The 21,320-nt window shown below is 62.1% G+C and carries 11 protein-coding genes; 8 read left to right on the forward strand and 3 right to left on the reverse strand.

The genetic code is table 11. From position 1 onward, the window contains the following. On the forward strand, positions 1-184 hold a 184-nt coding region (locus ACIPZ5_RS23585), incomplete at its 5' end, for a hypothetical protein (protein WP_400810873.1). Here the strand turns inward: ACIPZ5_RS23585 and ACIPZ5_RS23590 are convergent. Both ACIPZ5_RS23590 and ACIPZ5_RS23595 read right to left on the reverse strand, forming a co-directional pair. Further along, the gene (locus ACIPZ5_RS23590) at positions 181-1,533 is read right to left on the reverse strand and encodes an aminotransferase class I/II-fold pyridoxal phosphate-dependent enzyme (protein ID WP_343599021.1); all 1,353 of its coding nucleotides are present in this window, start codon (positions 1,531-1,533) and stop codon (positions 181-183) included. The genes ACIPZ5_RS23585 and ACIPZ5_RS23590 overlap by 4 nt on opposite strands. A gap of 9 nt (positions 1,534-1,542) precedes the next feature. Beyond that, positions 1,543-9,045: an SDR family NAD(P)-dependent oxidoreductase gene (locus tag ACIPZ5_RS23595; protein ID WP_400810875.1), complete on the reverse strand. Its 7,503-nt coding sequence runs from the start codon at positions 9,043-9,045 to the stop codon at positions 1,543-1,545. 776 nt (positions 9,046-9,821) lie between these two features. Between ACIPZ5_RS23595 and ACIPZ5_RS23600 the strand changes: the two genes are divergently transcribed. The 7 genes from ACIPZ5_RS23600 to wzy all read left to right on the forward strand — a co-directional run bounded on the left by ACIPZ5_RS23600 (position 9,822) and on the right by wzy (position 19,467). Continuing rightward, complete coding sequence (locus tag ACIPZ5_RS23600) at positions 9,822-11,207, forward strand: lipopolysaccharide biosynthesis protein (protein WP_400810877.1); 1,386 nt, start codon at positions 9,822-9,824, stop codon at positions 11,205-11,207. A 5-nt stretch (positions 11,208-11,212) separates the two neighbouring features. Beyond that, positions 11,213-12,520 (forward strand): O-antigen ligase family protein, encoded by a 1,308-nt coding sequence (locus tag ACIPZ5_RS23605; protein WP_400810879.1) that lies wholly within the window; start codon positions 11,213-11,215, stop codon positions 12,518-12,520. Positions 12,521-12,538: 18 nt separating this feature from the next. Beyond that, positions 12,539-14,482 carry an asparagine synthase (glutamine-hydrolyzing) gene (gene asnB, locus ACIPZ5_RS23610; RefSeq protein ID WP_400810881.1) on the forward strand — a complete coding sequence of 648 codons (1,944 nt, stop codon included), beginning with the start codon at positions 12,539-12,541 and terminating at the stop codon, positions 14,480-14,482. 25 nt (positions 14,483-14,507) lie between these two features. Then, on the forward strand, positions 14,508-15,797 hold the full coding sequence (locus ACIPZ5_RS23615) for a nucleotide sugar dehydrogenase (protein ID WP_400810883.1): 1,290 nt from the start codon (positions 14,508-14,510) through the stop codon (positions 15,795-15,797). Positions 15,798-15,808: 11 nt separating this feature from the next. Continuing rightward, positions 15,809-16,849, forward strand: a complete 1,041-nt coding sequence (locus tag ACIPZ5_RS23620) for an NAD-dependent epimerase/dehydratase family protein (RefSeq protein WP_343599009.1) — start codon at positions 15,809-15,811, stop codon at positions 16,847-16,849. Further along, positions 16,842-17,966 (forward strand): glycosyltransferase family 4 protein, encoded by a 1,125-nt coding sequence (locus ACIPZ5_RS23625; RefSeq protein ID WP_343599007.1) that lies wholly within the window; start codon positions 16,842-16,844, stop codon positions 17,964-17,966. Before ACIPZ5_RS23620 ends, ACIPZ5_RS23625 begins: the two co-directional genes overlap by 8 nt. Positions 17,967-18,030: 64 nt before the next feature. Further along, on the forward strand, positions 18,031-19,467 hold the full coding sequence (wzy, locus tag ACIPZ5_RS23630; protein ID WP_400810885.1) for an O-antigen polysaccharide polymerase Wzy: 1,437 nt from the start codon (positions 18,031-18,033) through the stop codon (positions 19,465-19,467). Positions 19,468-19,727: 260 nt separating this feature from the next. On the opposite strand, the gene ACIPZ5_RS23635 is transcribed toward wzy, so the two are convergent. Beyond that, entirely contained in the window at positions 19,728-21,152 is a 1,425-nt protein-coding gene (locus ACIPZ5_RS23635) for an O-antigen ligase family protein (protein WP_400810887.1), read from the reverse strand. Between the last annotated feature and the right edge of the window lie 168 nt (positions 21,153-21,320).

The following is a 21,320-nucleotide window of genomic DNA, read 5'->3' on the forward strand; positions in this document are numbered from 1 at the left end:
CGTTCAGGCACTGACAGGCCTCTCCACTGGCTTTCAGGCACTGACAGGCCTCTCCACTGGCTTTCAGGCACTGACAGGCCTCTCCACTGGCTTTCAGGCACTGACAGGCCTCTCCACTGGCTTTCAGGCACTGACAATCCTGTGGGAGCGGGCTTGCCCCGCGAAGGGGCCGGGCCTGCCTTAGCCGAGCCTGGCCATCTCCTCGGCCACCGCCGCCACGGTATGACGAATCTGTTCCTCGGTATGCTCGCACGACACAAAGAACCGCACCCGCGCGGATTGCTCGGGCACTGCCGGGTAGAGGATCGGCTGAGCATTGATCCCGCGCTCGAACAGGGCGCTGGACAACCGCCCGGCCTTGAATGAACTGCCGGTAATCACCGGAATGACCGCCAGCCCCGTACTGGTCGCGGTGTCCAACCCGGCCTCGCGCGCCAGGCGCAGGAACAGCTCACCACGCGCCTGCACCCGGGCGACTCGTTCGCGGTCGCCCGCCAGCAACTTCAGCGCCGCCAGGGCCGAGGCCGTGACCGCTGGCGGCATGCCCACGCTGTACAGGAACCCCGGCGCCAGGAACTTCAGGTGCTCGACCAGCGCCGTGCTGCCACAAATGTAACCGCCGCAACTGGACAAGGTCTTGCTCAGCGTCCCCATCCAGATATCGACATCATCACCCGCCAGGCCAAAGTGCTCGCGAATGCCCTTGCCCGTTGCCCCCATCACACCCAGCGAGTGGGCTTCGTCGACCATCAGGAACACTTTGTGCTTGCGCTTGAGCTCGACGAAGCGCGGCAGCTCCGGGTAGTCGCCATCCATGCTGTAGATGCCCTCCACCACCACCAGCACCCGCTCGAAATGCTGGCGCTGCTCGCCCAGCAGGCGGTCGAGCGCCTGCCAGTCGTTGTGCGGGAAACTCAGGCGGCGCGCACCAGACAACTGAATGCCCTGCAGCACGCTGTTGTGGATCAGCTCGTCATGCACCACCAGGTCGCGCGGGCCGAACAGGTAACCGATGGTGGTGACGTTGGTGGCATGGCCGCTGACCATGACCACGGCATCATCCACCTCGTACAAACTGGCCAGCTCACGCTCGAGCTCGCGGTGCAGCGGGCGGTCGCCCGATACCGGGCGGCTGGCCGACACCGAGGTGCCGTAGCGATCGATGGCTGCCTTGGCCGCTTCGGCCACAACGGGGTGGCCGGAATAACCCAGGTAGTTGTAACTGGCGAAGTTGAGGTACTCGCGTTCGCCAATGCGCGTCTCGGCACCGGCAGTGCCTTCGTGCAGGCGGAAGAACGGGTTGCTCAAACCCAACCGCACGGCCCCCTGCTGCATCACCCGCAACTGCTGGTAACCCGGGTGCTGGTCAAAGCGGTAAAACGCTTCGGGCACTTTCAGCGCGGCCTGCTGCGCCTGCTCCAGGGTCGCGCCTTCGGCGCTTGCACCGGCCTCGCTGCGCCGGCGCGCAAGCGCTTGCTGGATCAGGCGTTGCTTGGTGTCGCCACCGAGGCCGGTGGGGGTTCTGGCTGTCATCTAGGGCTCTTAATCAATCAGACGGTTAGGTGCCACGCTGGCATCGGCCAGCTCCGCATTCAGTTCAGCCACCTGCTCGGCGCTGAGTTCGCTGCCGTGACGGGCAAGCACGTTCTGCGCCAGCTGCACTTCACCGCCACCAGCTTCGCCACGCAGCAGCTCGAGCAGGCGCACGCTGAGCTTGTCGATGCTGGAGCTTTCACTCAGTTCCATCACCGGCAAGCGGATGCCGAAGCGCTCTTCCAGGGCAACCACCAGCTCCACGCTCATCAGCGAGTCCAGGCCCAGCTCCTGCAACGGGCGCTGGCTGTCCAGGCGCGCTGGCGGCAGACGCAGGATCTCGCACACCTCATGCTTGAGCATTTCGGCAAAGCGCTCCAGCAACTCGGCGTCATCCAGTTCGGCAAGCATGCGCTGGATGTCTTCACCGTCGTTGTCATCGTCCTGGTCGCCACCGTGGGTACGAGCCAGTTCGATGAAGCGCGGGGTGCTGGCGGTGGGCAGGAAGCGCGACAGCGCCTTGAAGTCCAGCTCCAGCACGCCATGGCCGTTGTCGCCGTCGAGCAGCATGGTTTCGAGCTGCGCCAAGGCCGCCTCGGCACGCAGCGCAGCACCGCCCATGCGGCTTTGCAGGGCGTCCTTGATCTGACTGTTGCGGGCCAGGAAGCCGACATCGTCGATCGCCCCCCAGAGCACGGCAGTGGCGGCCAGGCCCTGGGCCCGGCGATGCCGCGCCAGGGCTTCGAGCCAATGGTTGGCGGCCACGTAGTTGGCCTGGCCCGGGTTGCCGAACAGGGTGGTGGCAGACGAGAACATCACGAAGAAGTCCAGCGCCAGGCCCTGGGTCAACTCATGCAGGTACTGCGCGCCCTTGGCTTTGGGCTCCAGTACGCGCTGCAGCTGCTCGCCATCGAGGTTGCGGATCAGGCTGTCGTCGATCACCGTCGCGGCGTGCACCAGACCACGCAGTGGCCACGGGCTGGTGGCGATGCGCTCGACCACACCTTGCAGTTGGGCACGGTCGGTGATGTCGCAGGCCACCGCCTGCACATCGATGCCCTGGGCCTGCCACAGCGCCAGCTGCGGTTGTGCCTCGGTGCTGGCCGGGCCGCGGCGGCCGAGCAGTACCAGGTGGCGGGCACCCTTGTCGATCAGCCACTGCGCGGTTCGCAGGCCGAAGCCACCCAGGCCTCCGGTGACCAGGTAGCTGGCATCGGCGGCCAGCTGCAGCGCGCGTTGCGGCTGTTCACGGGTCTCGACGGTGTGTTCGATGGGGTTGCCGTAGGTCACCACGACCTTGCCGATCTGCCGCGCCTGCTGCATGTAGCGGTAGGCCTCGACCACCTGGTTGGCGTCGAACTCGCGGAACGGCAGCGGGTGCAGGATGCCCTGTTCGAACAGCGCCATCATGTCGGCGAACAAGCGCCGGGTGAGCTGCGGGCGTTCGCTCATCAACTGGTCGGCGTCGATGCCGAAATAGCTGATGTTGTTGCGGAACGGGCGCAGGCCGATGCGGGTGTTCTGGTAGAAGTCGCGCTTGCCCAGTTCGAGGAAGCGGCCGAACGGCTTGAGCACGCGGAAATTGCGGTTGATCGCCTCGCCAGCCAGGGAGTTGAGCACCACATCCACGCCACGCCCGCCCGTGGCCGCCAGTACCTGGTCGGCATAGGCCAGCGAACGTGAATCGTAGACGTTGTCGACACCCAGCAGGCGCAGGAAGTCGCGCTTCTCGTCGCTGCCAGCGGTGGCGTGGATCTCGGCGCCCAGCCATTTGGCGATCTGGATCGCGGCAATGCCGACACCACCGGCGGCGCCGTGGATCAGCACCTTCTCGCCCGGCTCCAGGCGCGCCAGGTGATGCAGCGCGTAGTACACGGTGAAGAAGGTGCTCGGGATGGTCGCCGCCGCTTCGAACGACATGCCTTCAGGGATGCGGGCCACGGCGTTGGCGTTTGTCACCAGGCGGTTGGCGAAGCTGCAAGGGCCGAAACCGACCACGCGATCACCCGGGGCAAAATCGCCCAGCACATCGGCGCCCTTGCCCTGCACGACGCCGGCAAATTCGAAGCCCAGGGTCGGGCCAGAGAAGCCGTTTTCGATGGCTTCGTCAGACAGCAGGCCGAGGGCGAACATCACGTCACGGAAGTTCAGGCCGGTGGCGCGCACGGCGATGTCCAGCTCGTCGGCCGCTGGCTGGCGCGGCTCGCGCACTTCCCAGCGCAGATTACGCAACTGGCCGGGCAGGTCGAAGCCCAGGCACACCCACTGCTCACGGGCTTGCTCGGCTGGCGCGGCATTGGCCAGCACCCGCAGGCGCGGCACGTAGCGGCGCCCCTCGCCATCGAGTGCCAGTTCGGTTTCGCTGTCGGCGTTCAGCAGCGCAGGCAGCGCCAGCGACGGCGAGGCGCCGTGGGCCAGGTCGAGCAAGCGGATGCGGCAGCTTGGCGATTCGTTGGCCAGGGTGCGGCCAAAGCCCCAGAAGGCGGCATCGGCGATGGCATCGACATTGGCGGCGCTGTCGCTGGCATACAGGTGCTCGGCAGCACCGCGGCTGAACAGCCAGCACTGCGGCGCGATGTTCAACGCCTCGCAGGCCTGCACCAGGGCGGCCGCCTGCATGCAGCGTTCGGCCTGGCCATCCAGGCCGGCCGCGCTGTCGAAACCGGCCAGGTGCACTACGTGCTCCGGCGCCTGATCCAGGGCGCCAAGCTGCGTGGCCAGGGCCTCGGCATCACCAGGCAGCAACAGGCTGACCTGCTGGCCTTGCTCGCGCAATTGCGCGGCCAGGCACTGTGCGGCGCCCTGCCCCGCTTCGGCCAGCACGGCCCAGCGTTGCACGGCCAACTCGACCGCAGCAGCTGCCCCGCCGGCAGGCTTGTCGGCCAGCAGCAGGTAACTGCCGCAGGCACTGCCTGGCAGAGCATCGAGCGTACGCAGCGTGGTCAGGCCATGGCGTTGCAGTTCATGGCCCCAGAAAGCCGGGCCTTGCTGACGCGACAGCGCGTGCTGCGGGCCGGCCAACCACCAGTCGGCGTGGGCACCGAAGACAAAGTCGGCCCAGCGTGCCGGGTACTGCCCCAGCAACGCCAACTGACCATGCGGGTTGAGCTGCGCAGCGGCCTGGCGCACGGCGTCACCCACGGTGCCCAAGGCACCGAGGTCGCTCGGTACCAGCACCCAGTCGAAACTGCCGGCCTCGGCCAGTTGTTCAAGCCCGACCACGCTCAGTGCCGGGCAGTTGTCGCGCAGGTGTTGCTGCAGCTCTGGCTCGGCCACAGCGTAAACCACGTCGATGCGGTCGAAATCCAGCCCGGCATACAGCAGCTCGGCAAACGACGGCCCGCCGAGGCCGAACTCCAGCACCCGCAGACGCTGCCCGGCCGGCAACTGCGCCAGGCGGGCGTCGAGGGTCTGGCCGATGCCAGCGAGTACGCGTTGCTGGCCGGTTGCACCCAGCACCAGGCGCGCCAGGCTGGCGCCGCTGGTTTCCCGCGGCAGCAAGGTGTCGAGCGCCTGGCTGGCATCGAGCAAGGCCTGCAGGTGGCGGCCAATGCGGCCCACCGAATGGATGATCTGGAAGTACTCCGGGTAGCTCTGGAACAGCTCCTGCCAGATGGCCTCGGACGACGGGCGCTCGCCGGTGTCGGCCAACTGCCAGCTGCCATCGGCGCCGCGCACCAGGCTGCCGTCCTGCTCGGCGTTGCGCAGCAAGCTGGCCAGGAACTCACCCTGGCCCTGGGACCACAGCGCCACCTGCTCGGCGCTCAGGCGGCCACCGGCCTGTTCGACCAGGTCGAGCATGAAGCTTGCGCAGAGCACGTCGAGCAACGGCTCGACTTCATTCAGGTAACGCACCTGCGCCGGCTCGTCGGCCAGGCTTTGCAGCAGGCCTGCCAGCGGTGTCGCGGCCAGCGCCTGGCGCTGCACCGGCAGTACCTTGCCTGGGGCGGCCAGGCCTACGTGGCCCAGGCGCTTGATCTCGCCACTGCGGTCGTATTGCAGGCGCACGGCACGCATGCGCGCATCCTTGATCGCCAACACGGCGTCGCCGTTGGCATCGAACAGGGTGAAGTCGACCAGCAACGAATGTTCGGTGCGCTTGAGCTGGCGCACTTCGGCCAGCACCGGCACGCCGCCGGCCTTGCTGAAGGCGATACGGCCCAGCTTGACCGGGATGAACGCCAGGCCGTGGTTGCGGCCCGGGCGGCTGGCCAACAGCTCGGTGATCAGCTGGAAGGCACCGTCGAGCAAGGCCGGGTGCAGGTGCAAGCCGGCCAGTTCGTGTTCGATCACGGCCGGTACGGCCAGCTGGGCCAGCACCCGCTCCGCCTCGACCCAGGCTGCCGCTACAGTCTGGTAGGCCGGGCCGTAGTTGAGGCCGACCGCGCAGGTCAGCGCCAGGTGCTGCTCGGCAGTGAAGTCCGCCGGGCGCTGTGGCAAGGCTGGCGCGCGGCCGCCAAGCAGCACACCACGGGCTTCGCCCGGCAGGCGTGCGACCACATGCTGCACCCAGTCTTCGCGCTGGGCCAGGGAGCGCGATTTGATGCGCAGGGTGCCATCGGCCTCCTCGACCTGCACGCGCACCTTCTTGCTGCCCTCGCTGCTCAGCAGCAACGGGTTGTGGATTTCCAGCTCTTCAATGTCGACGAACTCGCCAGGCTGGTGCAGTTGCGCCACGGCCAGTGCCAGCTCGGTGAAGCCAGCACCCGGGAACAGCACCGACTCACCCACCTTGTGGTCACCCAGGGTGGGGAACTGTTGCGTGTCCAGGCGGTTTTCCCAGGTCAGCGCCTGATCGACCAGCGGGTAACCCAGCAACGGGTGCACACGCTCGCGGTTGAGGGTGTTGAGCGACTCGGCGCTGACCGGCAGCTGGAAGTGATCACGCTGCCAGCTGTAGTTGGGCAGGCTGACCGGGCGGCCGGCGACCGGGAAGCGCTCCGGCCACTGTGGCTCGACGCCGGCGATCAGCAGGCGCGCCACGCTGCGCTCCAGCAACTGCGAGCTGTGGTCGTTGCGCTTGAGCGTGACCACCACCTGGCCCGCTTGCTCGCACTGGGCCAGCACATCGGTCACGTAGCTGCGCAGGATCGGGTGCGGGCCGACTTCGACGAACAGGTTCAGGCCGTTGCGCACCAGCGCGTCGAGGCCCCCCTGGAACAGCACCGGGAAGCGGATGTTCTGCCACCAGTAATCGCTGCCCAGGCGCTCGCCGGCCAGCTCGCCTCCGACCACGGTTGAGTAGAACGGGATCTGCGTCGCTTGCGGACGGATGTGCGCGAGATCCGCGACCACTGCCTGCTCGATCGGGTTCATCGCTGGCGAGTGGAAGGCGTAATCCAGGTCCAGGCGGCGAGCGAAGACCTGGCGCTCGGCCAGGGCTTCTTCGAGCACGGCCAGGGCGTCGACCTCACCCGCCACGGTAGCGCCACGGGCGCTGTTTTCGCCAGCGACGACCACGCGGCCCTCAAGGCTCAGCTCGGTAATCAGTGCTGCGGTCGCCTCGCCCGAGAGGCCAACGGCGGTCATCTGGCCGGTGCCACGGGTCAAGCCTTGCAGGCGGCTGCGGTGGAAAATGACTTGCGTCGCATCTTCCAGGCTCAGCGCACCGCTGGCCCAGGCGGCGGCCACTTCACCCACGCTGTGACCGATCACGGCCACCGGGCGAATGCCTTCGGCGGCCAGTACGCGGGTAACCGCCACCTGCAGGGCAAACAGCGCCGGCTGGGCGATTTCGGTACGGGCGTAGCGGCCTTCGCCATTGTCGCCCAGCAGCTCGGCACGCAGCGAATAGCCCGCCAACGGCTGGAACAGCGCGTCCACTTCGTCGATGGCGGCGGCGAACAGCGGCTGGCCGAGCATCGCCCGGCCCATGCCTTGCCACTGCGAGCCATTGCCGGAGTAGACGAACACCGGGCCACTGGCGGCATCCAGCGCCTGGCCGGCTTCGAGCACGGCGCTGAGCTCGCTGAGGCTCGGGTCTTGGGCATAGTCGTCAAGTGCCTGGGCAGCTTCAGCGGCGTTGTCGCTGATCAGCAGCAGGCGGTGGGCGTGGGCATCGCGGCGGAACATGGCCTGGTAGGCCACATCGTAGTAATCGGCGTCGGCATGCTCGGCCAGGTAGGCGGCAAAACGCTCGGCAGTGGCTCGCAGGCCCTGTTCGGTCTTGGCACTGAGCAGCAGCGGTACACTGCGCTTGCCGACCTGTGGCGCTGCAGGGTGCTGCGGCTCGGCGCTCTGCAGGATGACGTGGGCATTGGCCCCACCAAAGCCGAACGAGTTGACGCCAACGGTCAACTGGCCTTCGCGCTTGAGCGGCAGCGGCTCGGTGACCACCTGCAGGTTGAGGTCGCCGAACGGGATATTCGGGTTGAGTGCCTTGACCCCGATGGTCGCGGGCACCGTGCGCTCGGCCATGCAGTTGAGCGCCTTCATCAGGCCGGCCACGCCAGAGGCGGCTTCGAGGTGGCCGAGGTTGCTCTTGACCGAGCCGATCGGCAGCGGATTGCCGGCGCCACGCGCCTGGCCCAGGGCCTCGCCGATAGCGCGGGTCTCGATCGGGTCACCCACCGAAGTCCCGGTACCATGGGCTTCCAGGTAGTCGAGTTGTTCAGGGGCGATGCCCGCCTTGGCGTAGGCCTGGCGCAGCAGCGCCGCCTGGGCCTCGGCATTGGGCAGGGTCAGGCTGGACTTGCGACCATCGGTGTTCACCGCACTGGCCGCCACCACCGCGAGGATGGTGTTGCCATCGGCCACGGCCTGATCGTAGTCCTTGAGCAGGAACAGGCCACCGCCTTCGGAACGGGCATAGCCGTCACCGTTCTCGTCGAACGACTGGCAACGGCCAGTGCGCGAGAGCATGGTGGCCTTGGAGAAGATCATGAAGCCGAACGGGTGCATGTGCAGGCTGATGCCACCGGTCACGGCCTGGTCGACATCACCGCTGAGGATTGCCTGGCAAGCCTGGTGGAACGCCACCAGCGACGAGGAACAGGCGGTATCGATGGCCATGCTCGGGCCGCGCAGGTCGTAGAAGAACGACAGCCGGTTGGCGGCGATGCTCATGGTATTGCCGGTGGCGGTGGCGCCGTCGATCGAGGCCATGTCATCGACCAGACGGTAGGCCTGCTCGACGCTGGCAATACCCAGGTACACGCCGCAGTTGCTGCCACGCAGGCTGGATGGCTTGACCCCGGCGTTTTCGAAGGTTTCCCAGCACAGTTCCAGCAGGATGCGCTGTTGCGGGTCCATCATCGCCGCTTCGCGCGGCGATATATTGAAGAAGCCCGCATCGAAGGCACTGATGTCGCCGAGGGTACCGGAGGCAAAGGTGTAGCTGGTAGCAGGATTGGCCTTGTCCGGGTGCAGGAACTCGGCTTTTTCCCAACGGGAGGCGTCAACCTGGGTGACCAGGTCACGCCCCGCCATCAGGTTCTGCCAGAAGCTGGCAGACGTGGAGCCGGGGAAACGATACGAACAACCAACGATTGCAACCTGTCTACGCTTGATCAAAACCTATTCCTTCAAAACTCATCGGGCACCGTCCCATCCTGCGGACAGCCGGCATGCCTGGCCTAGCCACGTGTGTGGCTGGTCATCCTGTATCACTGATGATTGTCTGGTTATCTGAAGCTGCTGTGCACGCGGGGGAAGCAAGACTTGTGGTCGGGAGCTGGCGTGGGGAATTTCAGATTTGTGTGAGGGGATGATACGCGGGTTGGGGGGGTGGGGAAAACCCTGGACTGCTGCGATCCAGGGTTGCCGTAGCATCAGCCTCCCAGGATTCAGGGCTTGGCAGGCGGCATATAGATTTTCCGCAGCGCCGGAAATCACCACTTGAGCCGCCGAGCCTCGGCGAGAACTATTGCCAACCATTGCGCCTATAGGGAACTCTGCCCATTTTACGTTGCCAGACTTCACTCGACGGCCACGTTTATTCTTCCGGGCAACCAAGGCCTGCCTGGCGGCCCCGCGCCGGACTTTCCTAAAATTAAGGCAACAAACGGAAAAGTCCTACAGCCAATCTCGAATTATCTACCAGCAAAATCCTTCCCACTGCTTACTCGTGAAAATCCCCCCTCCCGTGCTCTATTCAAGCCCCTTGCCAGAGTCGCCCTATCCAGTATCATTACCGGCCCCTTGCTGCTGGAAGGCCAGCTGGGAGCTGCTTGCGCCGCACCATAATAATGGGCCTCACGCCCCAAACCACCCGCGTAGGCAACCGGAATGCCGAAATCTATTAAACTCGGCATAGGGAGATGAGGTTGAATAGCTGGTTGAAAAAATCCTTGGCACTCTATTCTGCCAACGGCCTGAATTTCCTACTCAATATCTTGATTATCCCGATTGTTGTGTACTTCATCGGGTTCGATGGCTATGGCTTCTATTCCATCTATATCATTCTCTCCAGCACCCTGCTGTTTCTCGACTCGGCCCTGTCCAAGTCGGTGGTCAGCAGCGCTTACTCGGCCAACGACCAACAGCGCAGCCAACTGATCCGCTCATCGCGGGCAACGTACATCATCACCGGCCTGGTACTGCTGATCAGCACGCCCCTGGTTGCCGAAGGTGTCTCACAGTTGTTCCCGCTGCGCACCGAACGCCTGGACCTTGCCTACTGGATTGGTGCCGCAGCGCTGGTCGAATATGTAATGGCGCTGCCTGGCCAGTACTTCCAGATGCTCAATGTGCTGCACGGCCGGCACTTCACCTATGCGCAATATCAACTGTGCATTCAGTTGAGCCGCTTCTTTACCGTCGCCATCGTTGCTGCCAGCACCCAGCAAATCGAATGGGTGCTGGCGGCCATCGTCCTGCGCAAGGTCCCCGACTACCTGATCCTCTGGCTGTTCTGGCGCGGCAAGGCCAGCGAAGCAGGCGGCCAGGTCGCCTGGGGCTTCGTCGGCGCACTCTATCGCCAGGCCGCCCCCATCGTCGGTGTCGCGCTGCTGCAGGTGCTTGCCACCGAGTTCATCTCTATCTATATCAGCCACGCGTACGGCGCCGAAACACTGGGCAAGTACAGGTCGGTGTATGACGTACTCAACAAGGTATGGTTCGTCGCCACCCTGTACCCGGTGCTGGTTTATCCAAGAATATGCCAGTGGCTGGCCGACGCCAAAAAACGCACGTGGCTACAAGGCATGATCAGTCAGATAAACCTGGGCAGCGCCTTGGTTTACGCCACACTCACATTGGCCGGGCTGGCGGTGTTCCCGCTGCTGGCACAGAGGTTCCCGCCACTGCAGGCGGCCGCGCCGTTTGCCGCAGGGCTGCTGGCAGGCATCTGCATGTCTGGCCATGTTCGCCTGGGTTATGAGTTCCTTCAGGCTCAGAAAGATGCAGGCACCGCTCTGCTGATCAACCTGCTGTCGCTGGTAGCCGGCGCTGCCACCCTGTATGCCTTCCAAGGCGAGGGTACGCGGGAAATCGGCTGGGCCTGGTTCGCCTCCCAGATGCTTGCCGTGGTCATTGTCGACTGCCGCAACGGCGCCCTGCTGGCGTCACCCTGGGGCAGCTCGATTGTGGGCTTGCTGCCCTGGGCGGGCGTCGCCATAGGCGTATTCGCTGTCCCCCTCATTCACGGCATGTCAGTAGTGGTCCCCCTGCTTCTGCTAGCCGTATCAGTGTGTTGGCTCGCCCTTCTGGCGAAGCAGTTGCGTGTTATCAGGTAGGTGTGATGAGCAAGGTGAACTCCATTGCGATCGGCGCTGCGCTGGTCGTTTTCGCGTCGGTTGCGACAGAGCTGCGCTTTGGCAGCATGCCGATAGGTATCGGCGAAGTCATGGTCATGCTGCTGTTTCTCTGGGCGCTGCGCTACAGGCAGGCCATACGATATCTCAAGCATCCAGTCATGCTGTTCTGGATGGGTTTCATTGCCATCGCGGCAGTGGCCATGCTGCTCGGTACGGTCAAGGGCGCCAGCTCCATGCATACCGCTGCCGCCTACTTGTATTCAGGCTGCTTCTCGCTCATGGCCATCGCTTGCCTGGAACAGGCTTCGAAGCAGCAGTTCGAACACTTCATCAAGGCACTGGTGCTCGTCCCCGGCCTGATGTTGCTCATACCATTCCTGTGCTTCGCTACCGATGCGACCGAGTTGGCAGGCTTGCTGGGTATCAACACCGACTTCCCGTCGCGCCTGTCTGCCTGGTCTACCAACCCGAACCAGCTTGGTCTGCTTTTGCTGCCCATACCGTTCTGGCTGTTGGCGGTCTACCGCGATACCAAATGGCAAGGCAAGCGCTGGCTGCGAAACTTCGGACTGATCTGGGCGTTCTTCGTTTTGGGTATCTGTGTACGCAGCGATGCCTTGCTGCTGGCCTGGTTCATCGGCTTGCCATTGCTGACCGGCGTGGCGCTGGTTTGGGCCAAGCCGTTCAACTGGAGGCTGTTCGGCACCACACTGGCCGCGTTCGTGCTGGCTTTCGCCAGTTTCAAGGTCATGGTCGACGGGCCGGGCCGCGAACAACTAGTCAAGGCCGAGACTGCTGTTTCCGGCGCCGTGGCCTCGATCTTCGGCACAGCGCCTGCAAAGGGCAGCAGCCCGGCATTCGCGCCCGGCAAGTCCGACTCGCTCATCGGCGTGGGCTTCGACCAGAACAAAAGCGGTGTGCGCAAGACGCTGTGGATTCATGCGTACGAGGCCTGGCTGCAGGCCCCGTTCATCGGGCATGGCCCAGGGGCATTCTCGTATCTTGAAGACCCGGCTAAAAAAGAAGAGGCCCATAACCTTGGCTTCGACATGCTGACCCAGGTGGGCATCATCGGCGTGCTACTGTTTGCAGCCTTGTACCTGTGGCTGCTGGTAAAGGCTTGCCAGGCCCGCGACTCGTACTCGCTGGCAGTACTGGTGGTGCTGATGATTTTTTCCGGCGCTCACTTCATGCTCCGACAGCCGGTCTTCAGCCTCTACATGATCATCTGTGCCCTTGCGGTCAAACATGGCATCTTCACTGCCTTGCGCGAGAAACCTCAACCCAATTGATTATCAAGGGATTGTGCTATGTGTGGTATTGCAGGGTTCTGGCACCCCAACAGCCAAGGCAGGTACGACGCGCCCAGCGCGTTGACCCGCATGACCGACGCCATTGTTCACCGCGGCCCGGACGATGCCGGCGCCTGGGACAACGGTGCAGGACTGTTCCTTGGCCACCGCCGGCTGGCTATTGTCGACTTGAGCGCCGCAGGCCACCAGCCAATGGCATCGGCCAATGGCCGCTATGTCATGGTCTTCAATGGTGAGATATACAACTTCCAGGCATTGCGCAAAACCCTCGAAGCTGCCGCCCAAGGGTCAATACCCTGGCGCGGCCATTCAGACACCGAAGTCATGCTGGCTGCCTTCGAGTTTTGGGGTATAGAACAAACCCTGTGCAAGCTGGTCGGTATGTTTGCCCTGGCGGTATGGGACCGGGACCGTGAAACCCTCACCCTTGCCCGCGACCGGATCGGCGAAAAGCCGCTGTATTATGGCTACCAGAACGGCGCGCTGCTATTCGCATCCGAATTGCAGGCCATCGAGGCACACCCCGGCTTCCACGCAGACATCTGCCGCGACAGCCTGGCTCTGCTGCTGAAGTACGCCTACGTCCCGGCGCCCCACTCCATCTACCAGGGCATTCACAAGTTGCCGCCCGGCACCTGGCTGGAGCTCGACCGCGCCGCGCTGGACAGCGGTACCACCGGCGCCCCACAGCGTTACTGGGAAGTGCCGAAGGTAGCCGCCGACGCTCAGGCGCAATACGCCGATAACGAAGCTATCGACAAGCTCCACGACCTGCTGCGCAGTACAATCAGCGACCAGATGGTCGCAGACGTGCCGCTGGGCGCATTCCTGTCTGGCGGCATCGACTCCACACTGATTGTCAGCCTGATGCAGTCGCTGTCGGCGCAAAAGGTCAAAACCTTCACCATTGGCTTCGACAATCCCGGCTACAACGAGGCCGAGCACGCCAAGGCAGTGGCCCGGCACCTGGGCACACAGCACACCGAGCTCTATGTATCGGGTGACGACGCATTGAGCATCGTACCGAAACTGCCGGACATCTATGGCGAACCCTTCGCCGACTCGTCGCAGATTCCGACCTACCTGGTTTCCCGGATGGCACGCGAACACGTCACCGTCAGCTTGTCTGGCGATGCCGGGGACGAGTTGTTTGGCGGCTACAACCGGTACCAGTATCTGCCCAAGGTGTGGCACAAACTGGGCCGCTTGCCAGCCCCGGCACGCAGGCTTGCCGCACGCATGATCGAAGCTGCCCCACCAGGCCGCTGGGATGCCATCGCCAACGGTTTGGGCCCCATTACTCCGGCGTCACTGCGGGTCCGCCTGCCAGGCGAAAAACTGCACAAACTCGCTGGCGTGATGCGCCACGCAAGCGCCAGCCACATGTACGACCATGTGGTATCGCAATGGCAGAATGCCGCAGACGTGGTCATCGGTGCCCGCTTGCCAGGCCTGGCATCGGTAGGCGACAGTGACTTCGCTGCATGGATGATGCGCCAGGACACGTTGACTTATCTGCCAGACGATATATTGGCCAAGGTCGATCGCGCGGCCATGGCCGTCAGCCTGGAGACCCGCGTACCGTTCCTGGACCATCGCATCGTGGAGTTTGCCTCCACATTGCCAATGTCGTTGAAAATCCGTAATGGCAACACCAAGTGGATACTTCGCGAGCTACTCTATCGCTATGTTCCGCGTGAACTTATCGAACGCCCGAAAATGGGCTTTGGTATTCCACTTCACGATTGGTTGCGCGGCCCGTTGCGGGATTGGGCAGAGTCTTTGCTCAACCCGCAACGGCTGGCGAAAGAAGGTTATTTCGTACCTGGGCCGATTCGCAGTGTCTGGGAAAAGCACCTTCGCGGCCATGGCAACTACCAGCAACAGCTTTGGCCCGTGTTGATGTTCCAGGCCTGGCTTGATCGTAAAAGCACCCTCTGAACAGCAGCTTTCATTACTTTGAGGTATGTCGATGTATCCAAGAAAGGTATCAGTGGTCGGGCTGGGTTATGTAGGCTTGCCCGTGGCCGTCGCATTTGGCAAACACGGGCCGGTAATCGGCTTCGATATCAACGAAGCTCGCCTGCAGGAACTTCGCACTGGCCACGACCGCACCAATGAAGTCAGCCAGGAAGAGCTCGCGCAGGGGCAAATCGAATTCACCAGCCAGACGGATGTACTGGCCAAGGCGGACTTCCATATTGTCGCTGTTCCCACGCCGATTGACGATGCTCACCAGCCCGACCTCACCCCCGTGGTCAAGGCTTCGGAAACCGTAGGCAAGGCGCTGAAAAAGGGCGACATCGTCGTCTATGAATCCACCGTTTACCCTGGGGTAACCGAAGAAATCTGCGTGCCCATCCTGGAGCGCATTTCCGGCCTGAAATGCGGCGTGGACTTTACCGTGGGCTATAGCCCGGAGCGTATCAATCCGGGCGACAAGGAACACACGTTCACCAAGATCAAGAAGGTGGTTTCCGGGCAGGACGCAGCCACCCTCGAAATCGTCGCCGACGTCTACGCCTCGGTCGTTACTGCCGGGGTGCACAAAGCCGCCTCCATCAAGGTGGCCGAGGCCGCCAAGGTCATCGAAAACACCCAACGCGACCTGAACATCGCATTGATGAATGAACTGGCACTGATCTTCGATCGCATGGGTATCGATACCCTTGACGTGCTGGAAGCTGCCGGCACCAAGTGGAACTTCCTGAAGTTCAAACCGGGACTGGTCGGGGGTCACTGCATTGGTGTCGACCCGTATTACCTGACACACAAGGCCGAAAAGCTTGGCTACATCCCTCAGGTGATCCTGGCCGGGCGCCGCATCAACGACAGCATGGGTGCCTTTATTGCCCAACAGACCATCAAGCAGATGATCCATGCCGGCCACCCGATTGCTGGTGCTGTTGTCACCCTGCTCGGCCTGACCTTCAAGGAAAACTGCCCGGACCTGCGCAACTCGCGCGTCATCGACATCATCAAAGAGCTCGAGGACTTTGGCGTCACTGTACAGGTGTTCGACCCAGAAGCCGCCGCCGAGGAAGCCGAGCACGAGTATGGCGTAACTCTGCTGGCCCTGGACCAGCTCAAGCCGGCCGCGGCCGTGGTAGTAGCGGTTGCACACGATGCCTATGCACGCTGGGCACCCGAGCAATACCTGAAACTGATGCACACCGCCCCTGTCGTCATTGACGTAAAAGGTGTCTGCGACGGCCCAGCCCTGGAACAAGCGGGCGCGCGCTTCTGGCGGCTGTAATGGAGAATGGCATGAACACCTACCAAACACTGCTTGGTGAACTGGCCACTGCGCCGCGTACCTGGCTGGTCACCGGCGTTGCCGGCTTCATCGGTTCGAACCTGCTCGAAACCTTGCTGGGCCTGAACCAGCGCGTCATCGGCCTGGACAACTTCGAAACCGGCCACCAGAAAAACCTGGACCTTGTACAGCAGGCCGTTGAACCGTCTGCCTGGGCAAATTTCAAATTCGTACAGGGTGACATCCGCAAGCTGGAAGACTGCCAGCTGGCCTTGGCAGAGGGTGTCGACTACGTGCTGCACCAGGCAGCACTGGGCAGCGTTCCACGCTCTCTGGAAGACCCGATCCGCACCAACAGCACCAACATCGATGGCTTCCTCAACATGCTGGTCGCCAGCCGCGATGCTGGCGTCAAGCGCTTTGTCTATGCCGCGTCCAGCTCGACTTACGGCGACCACCCTGGCCTGCCGAAGGTTGAAGACCGCATCGGCAAGCCGTTGTCTCCGTATGCCGTTACCAAGTACGTCAACGAACTGTACGCCGATGTGTTCGCCCGCTGCTATGGCTTGCAAACCATCGGGCTGCGCTACTTCAACGTGTTCGGCCCAAGGCAGGACCCTGACGGCGCCTATGCGGCGGTCATTCCAAAATGGTTTGGCGCCCTGCTGCGCGACGAGCCCATCTACATCAATGGCGACGGTGAAACCAGCCGTGACTTCTGCTTTGTTGCCAACGCCGTACAGGCCAACCTGCTGGCTGCCACGACCCAGAATGCCGATGCGTTCAATCAGGTCTACAACGTGGCCGTGGGCGACCGTACGACTCTGAACGAGCTGTTTGGTCATGTTCGCGACCTGGCTGCCACCAGCAAACCGCAACTCAAGGACGCGACCCCCGTTTACCGCGATTTCAGGGCGGCAGACGTGCGCCACTCGCAGGCAGATATCACCAAGGCCCAGTCTTTGCTGGGTTACTCGCCAACCCATCGCATTGCAGCCGGCTTGCAGGATTGCGCAGCGTATTACATTACCCATGTAGGCAAGCATGTCTAGAATCGCCGTCATCGCCGGGCATGCCGAGTCGCTGATCCGGTTTCGCGGGGACCTTCTGGATGCGCTGCGCGCCAATGGCCATGAAGTCGTGGCCATTGCTCCTGAAGATGATGACTCTGTTCGCCAACGGCTGGCCGACAAGGGCGTCGGGTACCATGTAGTCCCCATGTCCCGGGCGGGGTTGAACCCGTTCGCCGACCTGAGGTACTTGCTGCAGGTCAGTCAGTGCCTGCGAGCAGTCAAAGCGGATGTGGTCCTCGCCTACACCATCAAACCGGTGGTTTATGGCTTGCCTGCCGCTGCCCTCGCCGGTGTCAGGCATCGTTATGCACTGATCACCGGGCTGGGTTATGCCTTCACCGATGTCGAGTCGAGCTTCAAGCGCAAGCTGATCAACCGTATCGCCTCCGGGTTGTACCGGTTCGGCCTGCGCTTCGCCCATGGCCTGTTTTTCCAGAACCCTGATGACCAGCAGTTGTTCAAGGAACAGCGGCTGGTGAAGGCTGCACTGCCGACCTGGGTGGTCAATGGATCGGGCGTCGACACCCAACGCTACCCGGTGGCACCGCTACCGCCTCTGCCGCGCTTCTTGTTCGTGGGCCGGTTACTGAAGGACAAAGGCGTACTCGAGTACATCGATGCGGCCCGCACGCTCAAGGCGCAACACCCGGACGCCGAGGTACATTTGGTCGGCCCCTTGGACTCGAACCCGTCAGGCATCAACGCTGAGGTTGTGGACGGTTGGGTACGAGAGGGCATCGTCCACTATCACGGCGCGGTAAGCGATGTGAAACCCTACCTCGCCAACTGCAGCGTATTCGTGCTGCCATCGTATCGCGAAGGCACGCCACGTTCGGTACTGGAAGCCATGTCCAGTGGGCGGGCAGTGATCACCACCGATGCACCCGGGTGCCGCGAGACGGTTCAGGATGGAGTCAATGGCTTCCTGGTCGCGCCAGGCAGCGCAGGCGAACTGGCGACGGCCATGGCCCGCCTGGCCGGCTCGGGCGAGCTGCGCGAGCAGATGGGGCGGACCAGCCGGGCACTAGCCGAGGAAAAATATGATGTTCACCGCGTAAATGCGGCAATGCTCGAATCAATGAAGCTGGGCCGCTAGTACAGGGTTCAGCTGATGTGATGGGCTCGCAGGGAACCACCACTGATGAGGGATCGTGATTCGCATGTTCAGCAAATACGGTGTATTCGATTCAGCTTGCAACCCGCGTAATGTCGCACTGGCTTCTGTTGCCCTCATACCGATATTCTTCTGCCTCTGGCTGATTGCCCCCGAGTCTGCGACGCTGCAACAGGCGCAGGCTTGGGCGACGATAAGCATGGTGGGGTCGTTGGCCTTCATGCTCGTATCCAGCGCGCTGGTGCATCGCACGCTTGTACATAGCTACTTCTTTTTCCTCGGCTGCACGGCTTTGTTCATTGGTGGTCGCTTCATCGCCTATGCCATGGGCTTTGACGTGGCAATGCTGAAGATGGAAAGCAATATCTTCTCGGTGCACCGGCCGGATTTCGTCTCCATCGAGCTGACCGCGCGCGAAGGCTTGCGGCTGACGCTCTACCTGGTGACTTGCCTGCATGCCATGCACGCCGGGTATATGTTCAGCCTGTGGAAAAAGCCGGCAAGCATCGCCACCGGGCAAGACCTGCAATGGACCTCATCCCTGCTCATCCCGGCCATTGCGTTGGCCAGTGTTTCCACATTGGCGTTCATGATCAGCTTCCCGGATGCCTACCGAGCTGTTCACAACAACGGCTACGTGGCGTTGTATGGGTCTGCATCAGCAGACTTCACCACGCGCGGTAGCACGGCTGCACAATATGGGCTGCTGCTGGCGCTGGGCCTGGCCTTCGCTTCGCGAAGCAAGTGGCTGGGCTGGTGTGTATTGGGGCTATTGGCCATCTACTACACCGCCAATCTTCAATTAGGTGTTCGCGGCGGGATCATGGGTTTTGTCCTACTTTGCGCCTGGCTGTTTCATACGAAAATACGGCGTATCGACCGCATTGCCTTGTTGGCCATTCCGGTATTGCTGGGCGGCATCGTATTGATGGCGGCAATGGGTACGCGCGGCATCGACTTCGGAGCGAGCAAGGCGCTGCTGCTGCCCTGGTTCATTGATAACCAGGGGCTGACTGCGCTGTATATTCATTCCGCCTTGCAGATCGATCACTATCCTGCCCTTGCCTACGTGCATGGCATACTGCCGATCACCCCTGCGCTGGCGGCCCTCAACGGCACCAGTATCCCGTTGGATCAACTGTATTTCGGGCAGTACCTGTCGAAAGCCGTGTTGGCGGGTGATGCCTACCAGAAAGGCTTTGGCATGGGCTGGTCGCTGTTCGCGGACTTTTATGCTTTCACCCTGTGGGTGCCGGGTGCCTACCTGATCGCAGCCGCCGCATTCGGAGCGTTGCTGGCGAGGTTGGTCAATGCTACCCACTCGCTGGTGTTTGGCGCCCATGTGATGATTTTCGTGAAGCTGATGCTGCTGCCACGTACGGGACTTTACAGCGTCATTCCCTTCCTGCTGGTGTATGCGGCAATCGTGGTCGCCTGTTATGTCGGCAGTCGCCTGTGGCGGCGCAGGCCGGGCCAGATCTGAAGCTGGACATCCTGTCCAATGACACCGGCCACACCGGTGTTCGCGGGTGAACCCGCTCCTACAACGGGCAGCGATTGGCAAGGCTGGTAATACAGGACGGTGCAGGAGCGGGTTTACCCGCGAAGGAAATTACGCGATGCATGGGATGGACGAGCTCAAATACCCGTCAGTCAAGACTGACGGGGCCGCGTTGCGGCCCCAAATTGGTTAACTGACTGGCATCAGGACAAGCCAGCTCCCGATGCTCTAGAGTCGGTCATTCATGCAGGTTTTTCAGCTTCATTGCTTTCAAGGCCGAACAGCCGATTCTTGATCATCACCGCACACATGACCATGTACAGCGTGAATACCGGCTGGCGAAGCATGAAATGTGCGCCAGAAAACACCATCAGGATCACCAGCAGGGTAATCGAATACGGGTCGCGCGCCTTGATCGCGCCAGCCAACAGCCAGAGATATAAGGCGGCAAATAGAACAACCCCTACAACCCCCACCTGAGTCAGCATGTCCAGCAGAAGGTTATGCGCCTCTTGCCTTTGCTCCGGCGAATCAAGGTAGGAAAATGCACCCGGCCCATGCCCCACGATTGGCGATAGTTTCCAGACCTCCAAGGCATGAATCCAGAGCGTCTTGCGCACACCGGCCTTGTTCGGGTCCATGCCTATGCCAATCGCCGAGTCCGATCGCCCGAATGAAGGCTGGCCAGGTATGGCCTGATGCCCGGTGTCGTCATTGGCTTGCGGCGCAAGTACTTGGGCACTCTTCAGAATCGCGGCAAACACCGAAGGTTTTTCATCCTTGACAGCCTCGACACCTTTGCTTTCGTTGGCCGCAACCTCTCGCTCTTGTGCCGCAAGGCGCTCGGCAATCTCTGCTCGCATGCTCTGGAACAACTGCTGGCCAGGGCCATCGAAGAAATACTTGAATGAACCGAATGCCAGTACAAACGCCGTAAGCATGACGGCAAAGAACTTCCAGTTCAAACGCCCCAGCCACCACCAGGCCATCCCGGTCAACAATGGCAAACCAATGCACCATGCCAACAGCAGGGCGTCACTGCGTACGCAAAAACCCAGGAAAAAGAAGAACCACAAGAAAATGAACTTTTTGAACAGCCGCAAGCCTTGCCATTGGGTGTTCTGATAAATAGCTGCCATCCAGATTGGTACGGGCAACAAGAACAGCGCTAGCTGATTGGGGTTGGTTGACCACGCCGAAACACGTGATGGGTAAAACGTCGTGTTGATCTCCAGCATATCGGAGAGCCAGACGCTACCGATCAGGAAGATGAGCAGCGGAATGGCCAGCAACAGTATTGGGATCGTGCCCATTGCCCGAATGAATCGCTGGAAAGCCACTTTGTTCAAATCGCCGACATAGGCCAGCACGATCAAGGTAAAGCCGGCCGCATAGACGTAAGCAATGGCCGTATGGATCGTACCCTCGCCCTGCACCTTCCTGACGAAGTAACCAACGATGGCTGTGGCAATGAAGGCAAGCCAGAACAACATCAACGGATGCTTGAGGTTCTGCAGAAAATTCCCGCGCCGTATGAATATACAGGCCGCCAACACCACAATGATTTCACCTATCCCCACCGGCAACCCTGGAAACCGCAGCATGGTTGAAACCGACAGGAAAGCGACCAGCGCCGCAATTACGGGGACAACACTACTCTTATGCATTGGGAACCGGATCCTTTCATCAGCGACAAGCGAAGCGGGCAGCTATCTGGAGGGGGCGGTTGCGCGAGGTTCGGCACACCCGAGTATGCCATAGGCCACAGAGGGGTTATTCAGTTCCGTTTCAAATAACAATATTAAGGAAATACCTTCGCGGCCGGTTTTGCCTTG

This window comes from Pseudomonas sp. NPDC089428, from assembly GCF_044749325.1.
In the GTDB taxonomy this organism is placed as follows: Bacteria; Pseudomonadota; Gammaproteobacteria; order Pseudomonadales; family Pseudomonadaceae; genus Aquipseudomonas.